The organism is Pseudomonas sp. McL0111 (assembly GCF_052567255.1).
In genome coordinates this window covers 2,991,159-3,006,081 of sequence record NZ_CP199585.1, presented here as the reverse complement: position 1 = coordinate 3,006,081, position 14,923 = coordinate 2,991,159, and the positions used below count along the sequence as shown (strand labels likewise).

General features: G+C 59.7%; 11 protein-coding genes and 1 pseudogene. 6 read left to right on the top strand and 6 right to left on the bottom strand.

All coding sequences use genetic code 11. The features are described 5' to 3' along the window. Positions 1-81: 81 nt before the first annotated feature. Positions 82-567, bottom strand: a complete 486-nt coding sequence (locus ACTWLJ_RS13680; protein ID WP_007912755.1) for a YajQ family cyclic di-GMP-binding protein — start codon at positions 565-567, stop codon at positions 82-84. Positions 568-707: 140 nt separating this feature from the next. Between ACTWLJ_RS13680 and ACTWLJ_RS13675 the strand changes: the two genes are divergently transcribed. Genes ACTWLJ_RS13675 through ACTWLJ_RS13665 form a run of 3 tightly spaced genes read left to right on the top strand, consistent with a single transcriptional unit; the run spans position 708 to position 4,295 of the window. Continuing rightward, on the top strand, positions 708-1,625 hold the full coding sequence (locus tag ACTWLJ_RS13675; protein WP_445181193.1) for a putative 2-dehydropantoate 2-reductase: 918 nt from the start codon (positions 708-710) through the stop codon (positions 1,623-1,625). Positions 1,626-1,670: 45 nt separating this feature from the next. Next, the gene (locus ACTWLJ_RS13670) at positions 1,671-3,707 is read left to right on the top strand and encodes a sensor histidine kinase (protein ID WP_445181192.1); all 2,037 of its coding nucleotides are present in this window, start codon (positions 1,671-1,673) and stop codon (positions 3,705-3,707) included. A gap of 3 nt (positions 3,708-3,710) precedes the next feature. Next, positions 3,711-4,295: a cob(I)yrinic acid a,c-diamide adenosyltransferase gene (locus ACTWLJ_RS13665; RefSeq protein ID WP_445181191.1), complete on the top strand. Its 585-nt coding sequence runs from the start codon at positions 3,711-3,713 to the stop codon at positions 4,293-4,295. A gap of 227 nt (positions 4,296-4,522) precedes the next feature. On the opposite strand, the gene ACTWLJ_RS13660 is transcribed toward ACTWLJ_RS13665, so the two are convergent. From ACTWLJ_RS13660 to secA, 4 genes are all read right to left on the bottom strand, one after another. Continuing rightward, positions 4,523-5,467, bottom strand: coding sequence for a Nudix family hydrolase (locus tag ACTWLJ_RS13660; RefSeq protein WP_445181190.1), 945 nt, complete (start codon positions 5,465-5,467; stop codon positions 4,523-4,525). Then, positions 5,464-6,096 carry a glutathione S-transferase family protein gene (locus tag ACTWLJ_RS13655; RefSeq protein ID WP_445181189.1) on the bottom strand — a complete coding sequence of 211 codons (633 nt, stop codon included), beginning with the start codon at positions 6,094-6,096 and terminating at the stop codon, positions 5,464-5,466. The genes ACTWLJ_RS13660 and ACTWLJ_RS13655 overlap by 4 nt, the downstream gene beginning before the upstream one ends. A 221-nt stretch (positions 6,097-6,317) precedes the next feature. Then, positions 6,318-7,535 (bottom strand): bifunctional glutamate N-acetyltransferase/amino-acid acetyltransferase ArgJ, encoded by a 1,218-nt coding sequence (gene argJ / locus ACTWLJ_RS13650; RefSeq protein WP_445181188.1) that lies wholly within the window; start codon positions 7,533-7,535, stop codon positions 6,318-6,320. A gap of 122 nt (positions 7,536-7,657) precedes the next feature. Further along, the gene (secA, locus tag ACTWLJ_RS13645; protein ID WP_445181187.1) at positions 7,658-10,393 is read right to left on the bottom strand and encodes a preprotein translocase subunit SecA; all 2,736 of its coding nucleotides are present in this window, start codon (positions 10,391-10,393) and stop codon (positions 7,658-7,660) included. Between the two features lie 307 nt (positions 10,394-10,700). Here secA and ACTWLJ_RS13640 point away from each other — a divergent pair, with 307 nt between their 5' ends. Then, positions 10,701-11,156, top strand: a complete 456-nt coding sequence (locus ACTWLJ_RS13640) for a DUF721 domain-containing protein (protein WP_401214101.1) — start codon at positions 10,701-10,703, stop codon at positions 11,154-11,156. A gap of 110 nt (positions 11,157-11,266) precedes the next feature. On the opposite strand, the gene ACTWLJ_RS13635 is transcribed toward ACTWLJ_RS13640, so the two are convergent. Then, positions 11,267-12,745, bottom strand: a complete 1,479-nt coding sequence (locus ACTWLJ_RS13635; protein WP_445181186.1) for a helicase HerA-like domain-containing protein — start codon at positions 12,743-12,745, stop codon at positions 11,267-11,269. 187 nt (positions 12,746-12,932) lie between these two features. Here ACTWLJ_RS13635 and ACTWLJ_RS13630 point away from each other — a divergent pair. Continuing rightward, positions 12,933-13,964 (top strand): annotated as a pseudogene (locus ACTWLJ_RS13630) (HAMP domain-containing protein); the annotation flags it as partial. Between the two features lie 93 nt (positions 13,965-14,057). Then, a complete protein-coding gene (locus tag ACTWLJ_RS13625) occupies positions 14,058-14,822 on the top strand; it encodes a methyl-accepting chemotaxis protein (protein ID WP_401214249.1) in 765 nt (254 codons plus the stop codon). Positions 14,823-14,923: the final 101 nt, after the last annotated feature.

Genomic DNA, 14,923 nt, shown 5'->3' with positions numbered 1-14,923 from the left:
CGGCTTCCCGGCACGCAAAGATTAAACATGTTTCTTGTGGGAGCGAGCCTGCTCGCTCCCACAGGTTCCCGACGAGGAAGCTTAGTCGCGGAAGTTGTTGAACTGCAGCGGCATGCCGAATTCCTTGGCACGCAGCGCCGCGATGGCTTCTTGCAGATCATCACGCTTCTTGCCGGTGACACGAACCTGCTCGCCCTGAATGGCAGCCTGCACCTTGAGCTTGGCGTCCTTGATGTGGCCGACGATTTTCTTCGCCAGTTCCTTGTCGATGCCTTCCTTGAGCACGGCGTCCTGCTTCATCAGCTTGCCCGATGCGTAAGCGTCCTTCACTTCAAGGCACTGCACGTCGATCTTGCGTTTGACCAGGGCCAGCTTGAGGATCTCGATCATCGCTTCCAGCTGGAATCCGGCTTCGGCGGTCAGGCTGACGGTCAGGTCTTTTTCCTTGAACTCGAAGCTGCCTTTGCCTTTCAGGTCATAACGACGATCGAGTTCCTTCACGGCGTTCTCGACCGCGTTGGTGAGTTCGTGTTTGTCCAGTTCGGATACCACGTCGAACGACGGCATGTAATCTCTCCAATAAAAAGGCGCGCTCGATGAGGATGGAGCGCGCTTGGCTTGCGGTTAAAATCGGGCTCATTATAACGGGTCTTTTCCTGTCGACACGGCGAGCCGCACATGCCTGCACCCAATCGAGCAAAAAACTGATGTCCACCCCCTGGCATATCCTCGGCGCCGGCAGCCTCGGCACTCTTTGGGCAACGCGACTGGCCCGCGCGGGCCTGCCCGTCAGGTTGATCGTGCGCGATGCCGAACGTTTGCGCAGCTATGAAGCAGCCGGTGGACTGACGCTGATCGAGCATGACACCGCGAACACTTACGCGATTCCCGGCGAAACCCCGGACAGCCCCGAACCGATCCGCCGTCTATTAGTGGCCTGCAAAGCCTACGATGCCGAAAGTGCCGTCGCCCGCCTCGCCCCACGCCTGACGGCGGATGCCGAATTGATCCTGCTGCAAAACGGCCTGGGCAGTCAGGACGCCGTCGCCGCCAGAGTGCCGCAAGCGCGCTGCATCAGTGCGTCGAGCACCGAAGGCGCGTTTCGCGATGGCGACTGGCGCGTGGTGTTTGCCGGTCACGGTTACACCTGGCTCGGCGATGCGGGCCATCCGGTGGCGCCGATCTGGCTGGATGATCTGCACACAGCGAAAATCCCCCACGAGTGGAGCACCGACATCCTCACTCGGTTGTGGCGCAAACTCGCGCTCAATTGCGCGATCAATCCGCTGACCGTGCTGCACGACTGCCGCAACGGCGGTTTGCAGCAACATCAATGCGAAGTCGCCACGCTGTGCGCCGAACTGGCCGAACTGCTGGAGCGTTGCGGTCAACCGGCCGCCGCGCAAAACCTGCAACAGGAAGTCGAACGGGTGATCCACGCCACCGCCGCCAACTACTCATCCATGTATCAGGATGTAGCCAGTAACCGTCGTACCGAAATCAGCTATCTATTGGGGCATGCCTGCAAAGTTGCCGTGCGACACCAACTGAATCTGCCACATCTCAATCAACTGCAGCAGCGCCTGATCAGCCGTCTGCACAGCCTCGGATTGCCCAGCGACTGAGCAGCGGCTACGCTGGCCACTTGTTCCTTTGCTGCGATAAACCTGATGCCATTGCGCCAGCGCCTCGAAAACCTGCCGGTCGGCCAGAAACTGCTGGCCGCCCTGCTGGTGCTGTTGACCACTGTGTTGCTGGTCGCCAACCTGACCTTTATCAGCGCCGCCTATTACATCTCTCAGGAAAGCATGGCCCCGCAGGCCTTGCAGACCATTGGCCGACTGGTGGCCAACCCGAGTCTGGTGGCCGATGCTTTGCAATCACCGCAGAACGCCGAACGCCTGCTCAAGGAGCTCGACAGCTATTCGCCACTGCGCGCCGCCGCCCTGTATGACGGTAACGGTGAGCGTCTGGCCCAAGTGCAGCGCGGCGACAAACTCAATCTGCCGGAGCACTACCGGCGTATCGAGGCCTGGCAACTCACCGAGTTTCGCAGCAATCAACTGATCACCCTGCCCCGTCCGGGCACAACGCCGGGTCACCTGTTGCTGGTGGCCAGCAGCGAACTGCCGATGGCGTTCTATACCGGTACGCTGACCGCGAGCCTCGGCATCCTGATTTTCAGTGTGTTGCTGTGGCTGGTGATTGCCCGACAAATCAAACGCCTGATCACCCGGCCGATCCATGAGCTCGAAGAACTCTCGCGCCAGGTCACCCGAGAAGAGAACTACGCCCTGCGCGCTTCACGCGGCAACCACGACGAAATCGGCAGTCTTGCCGAAGCCTTCAACACCATGCTGTCGCGCATCGAAGCCCGTGAGCAGCAACTCAAACGCGCCCGCGACGATTCCGAGGCGGCATACGATCAGGCTCAGGGGCTGGCCGAAGAAACCCGTCATACCAACCGCAAACTGGAGCTGGAAGTCCAGGTGCGCAGCAAGATCGAGAAGAAGCTCACCGGGTTCCAGAACTACCTCAACAGCATCATCGACTCGATGCCCTCGGCGCTGATCGCCCTCGACGAGCAACTCTATGTCACCCAGTGGAATCAGGAGGCCAGCGCGCTTTCCGGCACACGGCTGGATGAAGCGCTGAACCAGCCGATCTTCCTCGCCTTCGAACCGCTCAAGCCGTTCCTGCCGCAACTCAAGCAGACCGTTGAGCAGCACACGGTGGCAAAAATCGAGCGTGTGACATGGTTCAAGGATGACGATCCCAAGCATTACGCCCTGACCTTTTACCCGTTGATGGGTGGCGCCGGGCGTGGCGTGGTGATCCGCATCGATGACATCACCCAGCGCCTGTCGCTGGAAGAAATGATGGTGCAGTCAGAGAAAATGCTTTCGGTGGGCGGCCTCGCTGCGGGCATGGCCCACGAGATCAACAACCCGCTGGGGGCGATCCTGCACAACGTGCAAAACATTCGCCGACGATTGTCCTCTGACTTGCCGAAGAACCTCGAAACCGCTGAACAACTCGGCATCGAACTGGATACGGTCAACCATTACCTGCAAAGCCGGGAAGTGCCAAAGTTGCTCGATGGCATCCAGCAGGCCGGCGCGCGGGCGGCAAAAATCGTGACCCACATGCTCAGTTTCAGCCGCCGCAGCACCCGCCAAATGGCCCCGTGCGATTTGCCGGCGCTGATCGATCAAGCGGTGGATATTGCCGGCAATGACTTTGACCTCGCCATCGGTTTCGACTTCAAAGGTCAGGCAATCGTGCGCCAGTTCGATCCAGCGCTTGGCCCGGTTCCGGGCACCGCCAACGAGCTGGAACAAGTGTTGCTCAACCTGCTGAAAAACGCTGCACAAGCAATCCACCAGCGCGAAGACGACAGCGAGCCGGGGCGGATCATTCTGCGCACCAAACTCAATCCACCATGGGCGGAAATCCAGGTCGAAGACAACGGCATCGGCATGAGCGAGAACGTGCGCAAACGCACCTTCGAGCCGTTCTTCACCACCAAGGAAATCGGTCAGGGCACGGGGCTGGGCTTGTCGGTGTCGTATTTCATCATCACCAATAATCACAAGGGGCAGATGGAAGTGCAGTCAGCTCCCGGTCAGGGCACGTGCTTCACATTGCGCCTGCCGCTTGTACAACCAGCGCCGATTGCGCTGGAAACCAGTCAACTACCGAGGTAAACCATGGGCTTTCGCTTGTCGAAGATTTACACCCGCACTGGCGACAAAGGCGAAACCGGGCTCGGCGACGGCCGCCGGGTTCCCAAGGATCACCCACGGATCGAGGCTATCGGCGAAGTCGATACGCTGAACAGTCAGGTCGGTGTATTGCTGGCCGGATTGATAGCCGAGCGCGAGGCGTTTACGGGCTTGAACGAACTGATCGAAGTTCTTGCGCCTTGTCAGCATCGTTTGTTCGATCTGGGCGGTGAGCTAGCGATGCCGGAATATCAGGCGTTGAACACAGCGGAAATCGAACGTCTGGAAGCGGCGATTGATTTGTGGAACGAGGAATTGGGGCCACTGGAGAACTTCATCTTGCCGGGCGGCTCGATGCTGATTGCGCAGGCGCATGTTTGCCGCAGTCTGGCGCGAAGTGCCGAACGGCGTTGCCAGCATTTGAACGCACTGGAACCGCTGGCCGGGGTTGGTCTGGCTTACATCAATCGGTTGTCGGACTTGTTGTTTGTCGCGGCGCGATTGATTGCGCGGCGGCAGGGGATTGCCGAGATTTTGTGGCAGCCAGCGGCAAAACCTGCAGATAAGTAGCGCCTGACAGGACGCCTTCGCTGGCAAGCCAGCTCCCACAGGGATCTCGGTCGCTCACAAATATTGTGTACGCCGCAAAACCTTGTGGGAGCTGGCTTGCCAGCGATAAGGCCAGAGGCAAAGCCAGCTCACACAGGGATCTCGGTCGCTCACAAAATCCTGTGAACAACGCAAAACCTTGTGGGAGCTGGCTTGCCAGCGAAGGGGCCAGTTGTATCAATGCAAAATCAGGCCTCAGGCCAGAATGCCCGAATCCCCGCCACACCCTGAGCACCAACGCTCCAGGCTTTTTCCCGCTCTGCCGGGCCCACTCCGCCAAGCAAGAACACTGGCTTGCTGAAGCCCTCGATCAAACTCGCAGCCTGCTCCCAGCCCAATGGCTGCGCATCCGGATGCGTCAGCGTCGGCTGCACCGGCGAAAGAGTGACGAAATCCACGCCCATCTGCTCGGCCAGAGCCAACTCTTCAGCATCATGGCATGACGCCGCCAACCAACGCTCAGCCGGCAGAGGGCGACCCTTGGCCGCGTACTTGCGCAACTGCGCAGCGGTGATGTGCCAGCCAGCGGAGGGGAAATCCCCCAACCACTCGAACGGCCCCTTGATCATCAACTGCGCCTTGCCGGCACACAGCCCTGCCGCATCCACCGCCAGATCGCGGTATTTCGGATCGTAACCGTTCGGCGCACGCAGCTGGATCAGCTTGATCCCGCCAGCAACTGCCTTCTGAATGCCGCGCAGCAGCGCCGGGGTTTCCAGATCTTCGGGAGTAATCAGGTATTCGCCGGGCAAACGCGCTGCCGCGACAATCGGCTGATTGGCTGCCGGAAACTCATAGTTCACCAGTTCCTTTGCCGTGACCCAGGCCAATGGCTGCCCTTCGGCACCGTGCGGTTCGCCGCTGAAATCCGAGACTTCCCAGACATCCAGCAGCACCTGCTTGTCGGGGTAATCGTGGCGAACCTTGATCAGCGGCCGGGCAGCGCCGACGACGATGCCCAACTCTTCCTGCAATTCACGGGCGAGCGCGGTTTCGACCGACTCGTCGGCCTCGACCTTGCCACCGGGAAATTCCCACAGACCGCCCTGATGTTGAGTGTCGGCACGGCGGGCGATGAGGATTTTGCCATTGCTGTCACGAATGACCGCGGCGGCGACGTGTACACGTTTCACGACTGCAATTCCTCCAGTCCGGCCTTTTGCCAAGCCTTGAAGGCTGGCCATTGGTAGATGGTTTCAACATAGGCTTCATCTTCTGCCGGCAGCTTCACCTGATAGGTGCGCAGACGCACGGCAATCGGGGCAAAGAACGCATCGGCGAGGCTCACACGACCGAACAGATACGGACCGGTTTCAGTAGCAACGGCACGGCATTCGGCCCACAGCGCGAGCATGCGTTCGATATCGACCTTCACCTCGGGCGGCACCGGATTCAGCGGCGCGTCGTGGCTCATCTTGAACGGCATGTGATTACGCATCGCGAAGAAACCGCTGTGCATCTGCGCGCAGGCGGATCGGGCTTGTGCACGAGCGGCGATGTCTGCCGGCCAGAGCTGCTCGGAAGGAAACTGCTCGGCCAGGTATTCGGCAATCGCCAGCGAATCGGCGATGGTGCCGCGTGCGGTTTTCAGCAGCGGGACCTTGGCGGTTGGCGAATGCGCGAGCAAGCGCTCGCGGGTATCGGGCTTGCCGAGCTTGATCAGTTCTTCGGTGTAGGGTGCACCGGTCAGCTCGACCGCCAGAGCGGCGCGCAGGGACCAGGAGGAAAGCAGTTTGTCGCCGATGATCAGGTGCAAGGACATGGTGTGTGGCGCCTTTTCGTCAGTGGAAAAACCGGGAGATTTTCAGTGTCTGTGCCGGCTCAATCGCTAGCAGGCTAGCTCCCACAGTGGATCTTCAGTGATGCGGAAACCTCCAGGCTAGCCCCAACGAGGATCTTCATTGAACACAGAAGGTGTGTTTAGCAGAAGAACCTGTGGGAGCCAGCCTGCTGGCGATCGCCGCGATGCGGTCTCGGATTGGATCAGGTACGGTATTCGGCGTTGATCTTCACGTATTCATGCGACAGGTCGGTAGTCCAGATGGTTTCGCTGCAATCGCCGCGCCCCAACTCGATACGGATGGTGATTTCTTCCTGCTGCATCACCGCCGAGCCCTGCGCTTCAGTGTAGGTCTCCGCTCGCGCACCGCGACTGGCAATGCACACATCACCAAGGAACACGTCGATCTTGCTCACGTCCAGGTTCGGCACGCCGGCACGGCCGACGGCAGCCAGAATTCGGCCCCAGTTCGGATCAGAGGCGAACAGCGCAGTCTTGATCAACGGCGAGTGCGCCACGGTGTAACCGACGTCCAGGCATTCCTGATGATTGCCGCCGCCATTGACTTCAACGGTGACGAACTTGGTCGCGCCCTCGCCGTCACGCACGATGGCCTGCGCCACGTCCATGCACACTTCGAACACGGCTTGCTTGAGCTTGGCGAACAGTTCGCCTTCAGCCTTGGTGATCTCCGGCAGTGCAGCCTTGCCAGTGGCGATCAGCATGCAGCAGTCGTTGGTCGAGGTGTCGCCGTCGATGGTGATGCGGTTGAACGACTTGTTGGCGCCGTCGAGCATCAGGTTGTGCAGGACGTCGCGGGAGACTTTGGCGTCGGTAGCGATGTAACCGAGCATGGTCGCCATGTTCGGACGGATCATGCCCGCGCCTTTGCTGATACCGGTGACGGTGACGGTCACGCCATCATGCTGGAACTGGCGGCTGGCGCCCTTCGGCAGGGTGTCGGTGGTCATGATGCCGGTGGCGGCAGCTTCCCAGTTGTTTTCCGAGAGGTCATCCAGTGCCGCTTGCAATGCGCCTTCGATCTTCTCGACCGGCAGCGGCTCGCCGATCACACCGGTGGAATACGGCAGCACCAGGCTGGCATCAACGCCAGTCAGCTCGGCCAGTTTGGCGGTGGTACGTTCGGCAGCGACCAGGCCCGGTTCACCGGTGCCGGCGTTGGCATTACCGGTGTTGGTCAGCAGGTAACGCACAGCATTCTGTACGCGCTGCTTGGCGAGAATCACTGGCGCGGCGCAAAAAGCGTTCAACGTGAACACACCGGCCACGGTCGAACCTTCGGCACAGCGCATGACCACGACATCCTTGCGCCCCGGGCGCTTGATGCCGGCCGAGGCGATACCGAGTTCAAAACCGGCAACCGGGTGCAACGTTGGCAAAGGACCAAGACCAACAGCCATGAATGCGCTCCTTACTCAATGATGTCAGCACCGCCTGACAGGGAAGCGGTGGTTTGAATGGCAAAACGCCGCGACGGCTGATGCCGGTCGCGGCGCGGGTATTTCAGCGATTGAAACGGGTTTTACTGGATCTGCCCGTGGCAATGCTTGAATTTCTTGCCCGAACCGCAGTAGCACAGTTCGTTGCGGCCCAGCTTCTGCTCGTTGCGAACCGGGGCGGTGGCGAGGGCTACATCGATCTCTTCACCCAGCACTTCCGGCTGCTCCAGGCCTGGGGCCTCGGCGTGTTCGAACTGCATGCGGGCGGCCAGTGCTTCGGCTTCCTGACGCAGCCGTTGTTCTTCTGCTTCCGGATCTTCGCGGCGAACCTGAACATGCGACAACACACGGATCGAATCGCGTTTGATCGAATCCAGCAACTCGGAGAACAGCGTGAAGGACTCGCGCTTGTATTCCTGTTTCGGGTTCTTCTGCGCATAACCACGCAGGTGGATACCGTGACGCAGGTGATCCATGGTCGACAGGTGGTCTTTCCACAGGTCATCCAGCACGCGCAGAACGATTTGCTTCTCGAAGGAGCGCAGTGCGTCGGCACCGGCCTGATCTTCTTTCTCGTTGTACGCCGCCATCAGCTCGACCATCAGCTTCTCGCGCAGGGTTTCTTCGTACAGGTGATCGTCTTCGTCGAGCCACTGCTGGATCGGCAGTGCCACACCGAAGTCGCTCTGCAACGACGCTTCCAGACCGGCGACGTCCCACTGCTCAGGCAGCGATTGCGGCGGAATGTGCGCGCTGATGGTCGCGTTGAGCACGTCCTGACGGAAGTCAGCGATGGTCTCACCGATGTTGTCGGCGGCCAGCAACGTGTTACGCATGTGATAGATCACTTTACGCTGTTCGTTGTTGACGTCGTCGAACTCGAGCAGTTGCTTGCGAATGTCGAAGTTGCGGCCTTCAACCTTGCGCTGCGCCTTCTCGATCGCGTTGGTCACCATGCGGTGCTCGATCGCTTCGCCCGGCTGCATGCCCAAGGCTTTCATGAAGTTCTTCACCCGGTCAGAGGCGAAGATGCGCATCAGGCTGTCTTCCAGCGACAGGTAGAAACGGCTGGAACCGGCGTCACCCTGACGACCGGCACGACCACGCAACTGGTTGTCGATACGGCGCGATTCGTGACGCTCGGAAGCGATTACCTGCAAACCACCGGACTCCAGCACTTGCTGGTGACGCTTCTGCCAGTCGGCCTTGATCTGGGCGATCTGCTCAGGGGTCGGGTCTTCCAGGGATGCAACTTCAACTTCCCAGTTACCGCCCAACAGGATGTCGGTACCACGACCGGCCATGTTGGTGGCGATGGTCAGTGCACCCGGACGACCGGCCTGCGCAATGATTTCAGCTTCTTTTTCGTGGAACTTGGCGTTCAGAACCTTGTGTTCGATGCCTTCCTTCACGAGCAGTTCGGACATGTGCTCGGAGGTTTCGATGGTGGCAGTACCCACCAGCACCGGACGACCAGCGGCCATGCTTTCCTTGATGTCCGCCACGATTGCCGTGTACTTCTCTTCGGCAGTGAGGAACACCAGGTCGTTGTAGTCTTTACGCGCCAACGGCTTGTTCGGCGGAATGACCATGACCTGCAGGCCATAGATCTGGTGGAATTCGAACGCTTCGGTGTCGGCGGTACCGGTCATGCCGGACAGCTTGGTGTACAGACGGAAGTAGTTCTGGAACGTGGTCGACGCCAGAGTCTGGCTTTCGGCCTGGATGTTCAGGTGTTCCTTGGCTTCGATGGCCTGGTGCAGGCCTTCGGACAAACGGCGACCCGGCATGGTACGCCCGGTGTGTTCGTCGACCAGTACGACCTGACCGTCCTGCACGATGTATTCAACGTTGCGGTTGAACAGCTTGTGCGCACGCAGACCGGCATAGACGTGGGTCAGCAGACCCAGGTTATGCGCCGAGTACAGGCTCTCGCCCTCGGCCAGCAGGCCAACGCCAGTGAGCATGTCTTCGATGAACTGGTGACCGGCTTCGTTGAGCTCGACCTGACGGGTCTTCTCGTCAACGGTGTAGTGGCCAGCCTTGGTGACTTCGCCTTCGACTTCTTCAACGTGCAGTTCCAGCTGCGGGATCAGTTTATTGATCTCCATGTACAGCTTGGAGCTGTCCTCGGCCTGACCGGAAATGATCAGCGGGGTACGCGCTTCGTCGATGAGGATGGAGTCGACTTCGTCGATCACGGCAAAATTGAGTTCGCGCTGGAATTTTTCTTCCATGCTGAACGCCATGTTGTCGCGCAGGTAGTCGAACCCGAATTCGTTGTTGGTGCCGTAGGTGATGTCGGCAGCGTAGGCGGCACGCTTCTCTTCCGGCGGCTGGAACGGCGTCACGACGCCGACGGTCAGGCCGAGGAATTCATACAGCGGGCGCATCCAGTTGGCGTCACGGCGGGCCAGGTAGTCGTTCACGGTTACAACGTGCACGCCCTTGCCGGACAACGCGTTCAGGTAAACGCCCAGTGTTGCCACCAGGGTCTTGCCTTCACCGGTACGCATTTCGGCAATCATGCCTTCGTGCAGGGTCAGGCCGCCGATCAACTGGACGTCGAAGTGGCGCATGCCCATGACGCGCTTGCCCGCTTCACGGGCGACCGCAAAGGCTTCTGGCAACAGCTTGTCGAGGGTTTCCCCTTTGGCGATGCGGGCCTTGAACTCATCCGTCTTGGCGCGCAATTGATCGTCCGAAAGGGCTACCATTTGCTCTTCGAAGGCATTGACGAACTGCACCGTCTTGAGCATGCGTTTTACTTCACGCTCGTTCTTGCTTCCAAAAAGTTTCTTTAACAAAGGCGCAAACATATCGGCAGGATCTTCCACACTAAAGGGATGGAGGGCGGCCCCGTGAGTCGCCCGAGCAGCCCTCATGGCCGCATGCGAACGAGCATTCTACCCGGAAACGGTGGTGAGGAAAGTGGCGATGTTCCACGATACTGGCACTGCGCGTTGACGGGGCTCACTTAAAATAGGGGCGTTTTGCTCAACTTCAAGCCGTGGCTGGAAGAAGTTAGTTGTTGATTTAATGGGTAAAGCAGGGACAAAAGCAATGGGCGAGTGATTTAGGCGCTTTCTGCTACCATGGCGTTTCTGTTACTTCAGGTGTTCGATCATGGCATTTCGCCCTCTTACGGCCAGAGCACCCGCCGTTCTGCTTCGCGAAGCCAAGCCGCTCAAGGCCATACTTGGCCACGCCCAACGACTCGGTCATCTACAGCGTTTACTCGAAAGCCAACTGCAACCCGCCGCCCGCGAACACTGCCATGTGGCGTCGTGGCGCGAAGGTAATCTGCTGCTGATTGTTACTGACGGCCACTGGGCAACGCGCCTGCGTTACCAGCAAAAACGCCTGCAACGACAGTTGCAGGTGTTCGACGAGTTCGCCAGCCTGACGCGGATTCAGTTCAAGGTGCAGCCACCGACGGTTCAGCGCGGGGCTGTCGGGCATACGATGGATCTGTCGACGGTTGCGGCAGCGACGATTCAGTCGACGGCTGACGGGATCAGTGATCCGGGGTTGCGAGCGGCGCTGGAACGTCTGGCGGCGCACGCCAAAGACAAAACCTGAAAACCCTCTAAAACTGTGGGAGCGAGCTTGCTCGCGAAGGCGATTTGTCAGCCAGCGAATAGGGTGACTGACAGAACGCTTTCGCGAGCAAGCTCGCTCCCACATTTGGTTTAGCGGCGTTTGCTGCCACCGAGCAGGGAGCCCATCAGCCCGCGCACCAATTGTCGGCCCAACTGATTCGCCGCCTGGCGCATTGCCGACTTGAGCGCCTGCCCCGCCGCAGTGCCAAGGAATTCACCGGCCTTGTCCGCCAGACTCGGCACTTCGGCCGGCGCTGGCACTTCAGCCTCCGGAGCCAACCCCTTGCGCCCCATCAACACTTCATAAGCCGACTCCCGGTCAATCGGCTTGTCATAACGGCCCTGGAACGGCGAACCGGCAATCAGCATCGTGCGCTCGGTTTCCGTCAACGGCCCGATCCGCGATTGCGGCGGCGCCACCAGCACGCGCTGGACCATTTCCGGCGTGCCTTTTTCCGCAAGCGTGCCGACCAGCGCCTCGCCGATCCCCAACTCTGTCAGCACCGACAAGGTGTCGAATGCCGGATTCGGCCGAAAGCCATCCGCCACTGCACGCAGAGATTTCTGTTCCTTGGCGGTAAATGCACGCAAACCGTGCTGGATACGCAGCCCCAGTTGCGCCAGCACATTGTCCGGCAGGTCACCCGGTGATTGCGTGACGAAGTACACCCCGACACCTTTGGAACGAATCAGCCGCACCACTTGCTCCAGTCGGTCCTGCAACGCCTTGGGCGTATCGCCGAAGAGCAAATGCGCCTCATCGAAAAACAGCGCCAGCAGCGGTTTATCGGCATCGCCGCGCTCCGGCAATTGTTCGAACAGTTCCGCCAGCAGCCATAACAGGAAAGTCGCATAGACCTTCGGCGCCTCATGCACCAGACGGCTGGCGTCCAGCAGATGAATGCGCCCGCGCCCATCGGCGGCCGGTTGCAGAATGTCTTCCAGTTGCAGCGCCGGCTCACCGAACAAAGCTTCGGCGCCCTGCTGTTCAAGGGTCGCCAAGCGGCGCAACAGCGCCTGACTGGAACCGGTGGTCATCAGCGCGGCGTCTTCACCCAGCAATTGCGGATTCTCGCGGAGATGATTGAGCAGCGCTTTCAGGTCTTTCAGGTCCAGCAGCAACAAGCCTTCGCGATCCGCCACTTTGAAGGCGGCATACAACGCCGACTGCTGGCTGTCGGTGAGTTCCAGCAGACTGCCGATCAACAGCGGACCCATTTCGCTCAAGGTTGTGCGCAATGGATGACCGGACTCACCGTGAATGTCCCACAAGGTCACCGGATAAGCCTGCGGCTTGTAGTTGAGCCACGGCATGCCGGCGATGCGCTCGGCGACCTTGCCTTGCGGGTTGCCGGCGGCGCCGAGGCCACACAGGTCACCCTTGATGTCTGCGGCGAATACCGCGACTCCGGCATCGCTGAATGCTTCGGCCAGGCGCTGCAAGGTCACCGTTTTGCCGGTGCCGGTGGCGCCTGCGATCAGCCCGTGCCGGTTCGCCAGGCGCATGGCCTGAGCAATCGGCTGCCCTGCGAGATCGGCGCCGATAACGAGTTGCGAGGAGTCAGGCATTTTGTCACCTATGGTTAATCTTTAATCCGTTATGGCCGATAGATAAAGGCGAGAACCCGACTGAAAAGTCGTGTCGGACATTTCCCTAAGGAGAGACGGAAATATCGGTTTTTTTCACCCTTGCCCATATTGCGCGCCTTTATAAAAGCACGCCCAGGACATTAAGACCTTAGCGGAACCCCAAGCCATGAACAAAAATCTGCGCTTCAGCCATAAAATTTTGCTTGCCGCCGCTCTCATCGTCATTGCCGCCTTCGCCTCGTTTACGCTCTACAACGACTGGTTGCAGCGCAATGCGATCCGCGATGACCTGAACAACTACCTCAATGAAATGGGCGAAGTCACCGCCGGCAACGTCCAGACTTGGCTCAGCGGACGAATCCTGCTGATCGAGAACCTGGCCCAGAACCTGGCGATCAACCCGGAACAATCCAACGTCGCCGCCGTACTGGAACAGAAAGCCCTGACCTCGACCTTCATGGCGACCTATCTCGGCGACGCCACCGGTCACTTCACCATCCGCCCGGATGTGAAAATGCCGGACGGCTTCGATCCACGCGTCCGCCCTTGGTATAAAGGTGCCGAAAACAGCAGCACCTCGACCCTGACAGAACCCTACATTGACGCGGCCACCGGTCAGTTGATCATCTCGATGGCCACCGCTGCGAAAAAGGCTGGCCAGAGTGTTGGCGTGGTGGGCGGTGACCTGAGCCTGCAAACCCTGACCGACACCCTCGCTGCACGTGATTTCGACGGCATGGGTTATGTGTTCCTGGTCAGCGCCGACGGCAAGATCCTCGTGCACCCGGACAAATCGCTGATCATGAAGTCGCTGAAAGAGGCGTATCCGCAAGACACCCCGCGCATCAGCAGCGATTTCAGCGAAGTCCAGGTCGATGGCAAAACCCGCATTGTCACCTTCACCCAGATCAAAGGCCTGCCGTCGGTGAACTGGTACATCGGTCTGTCGGTGGATAAAGACAAAGCCTTTGCGATGCTCAGCCAGTTCCGCACCTCGGCAGTGATCGCCACCGTGATTGCCGTGGCGATCATCATTGCCCTGCTCGGCATGCTGATCCGCATCCTGATCCAGCCACTGCACGTCATGACCCGGGCGATGGAAGATATCGCCGACGGCGAAGGCGACCTGACCAAACGTCTGACTATTCAGAGTCAGGACGAATTCGGCATGCTCGGCAATGCTTTCAACCGCTTCGTCGAGCGTATTCACGGCTCGATCCGCGAAGTGTCCTCGGCGACCGGGCAAGTCAACGAAGTCGCCCTGCGCGTGGTCGCGGCCTCGAACTCGTCGATGTACAACTCCGATCAACAAGCCTCGCGCACCAGCAGCGTCGCCGCCGCAATCAACGAACTGGGTGCCGCCGCCCAGGAAATCGCGCGCAACGCCGCACAAGCCTCGAACCAGGCCAGCGACGCCCGTGGCCTCGCCGAAGACGGCCAGCAAGTGGTGGATCGCAGCATCAAAGCGATGAATCAACTGTCGAGCATGCTCAGCGCGTCGAGCAGCAATATCGAATCGCTGAACAGCAAAACCGTGAACATCGGGCAGATTCTGGAAGTGATCACCAGCATTTCCCAGCAGACCAACCTGTTGGCGCTCAACGCCGCGATTGAAGCGGCGCGCGCAGGTGAAGCCGGACGCGGGTTTGCCGTGGTGGCCGATGAAGTCCGTAACCTGGCGCACCGCACTCAGGAATCGGCGCAACAAGTGCAGAAGATGATCGAGGAGTTGCAAGTCGGCGCCCGCGAATCGGTGAGCACCATGAGCGAGAGTCAGCGCCACAGTCAGGACAGCGTGGAAATCGCCAACCTCGCCGGCGAGCGCCTGAACAGCGTGACCCAGCGTATCGGCGAAATCGACGGGATGAACCAGTCGGTAGCGACCGCAACCGAAGAACAGACCGCGGTGGTGGAATCGATCAACGTCGATATCACCGAGATCAATACGCTGAACCAGGAAGGTGTGGAAAACCTGCATGCGACGTTGCGTGCGTGTTCGGATCTGGAGCAGCAGGCTTCGCGGTTGAAGCAGTTGGTTGGTAGTTTCCGCATCTAGCGTCTGATCTGCCTCAATCGCCAGCAGGCTGGCTCCCACAAGCGAACCGTGGGAGCCAGCCTGCTGGCGATTGGGGATCGCAACGCACCGAAAAACCTGAC

Coding starts and splice junctions, on each gene's coding strand:
- ACTWLJ_RS13680 (WP_007912755.1), bottom strand. CDS start 567: ATGCCGTCGTTCGACGTGGTATCCGAACTGGACAAACACGAACTCACC.
- ACTWLJ_RS13675 (WP_445181193.1), top strand. CDS start 708: ATGTCCACCCCCTGGCATATCCTCGGCGCCGGCAGCCTCGGCACTCTT.
- ACTWLJ_RS13670 (WP_445181192.1), top strand. CDS start 1,671: ATGCCATTGCGCCAGCGCCTCGAAAACCTGCCGGTCGGCCAGAAACTG.
- ACTWLJ_RS13665 (WP_445181191.1), top strand. CDS start 3,711: ATGGGCTTTCGCTTGTCGAAGATTTACACCCGCACTGGCGACAAAGGC.
- ACTWLJ_RS13655 (WP_445181189.1), bottom strand. CDS start 6,096: ATGTCCTTGCACCTGATCATCGGCGACAAACTGCTTTCCTCCTGGTCC.
- argJ (WP_445181188.1), bottom strand. CDS start 7,535: ATGGCTGTTGGTCTTGGTCCTTTGCCAACGTTGCACCCGGTTGCCGGT.
- secA (WP_445181187.1), bottom strand. CDS start 10,393: ATGTTTGCGCCTTTGTTAAAGAAACTTTTTGGAAGCAAGAACGAGCGT.
- ACTWLJ_RS13640 (WP_401214101.1), top strand. CDS start 10,701: ATGGCATTTCGCCCTCTTACGGCCAGAGCACCCGCCGTTCTGCTTCGC.
- ACTWLJ_RS13635 (WP_445181186.1), bottom strand. CDS start 12,745: ATGCCTGACTCCTCGCAACTCGTTATCGGCGCCGATCTCGCAGGGCAG.
- ACTWLJ_RS13625 (WP_401214249.1), top strand. CDS start 14,058: ATGTACAACTCCGATCAACAAGCCTCGCGCACCAGCAGCGTCGCCGCC.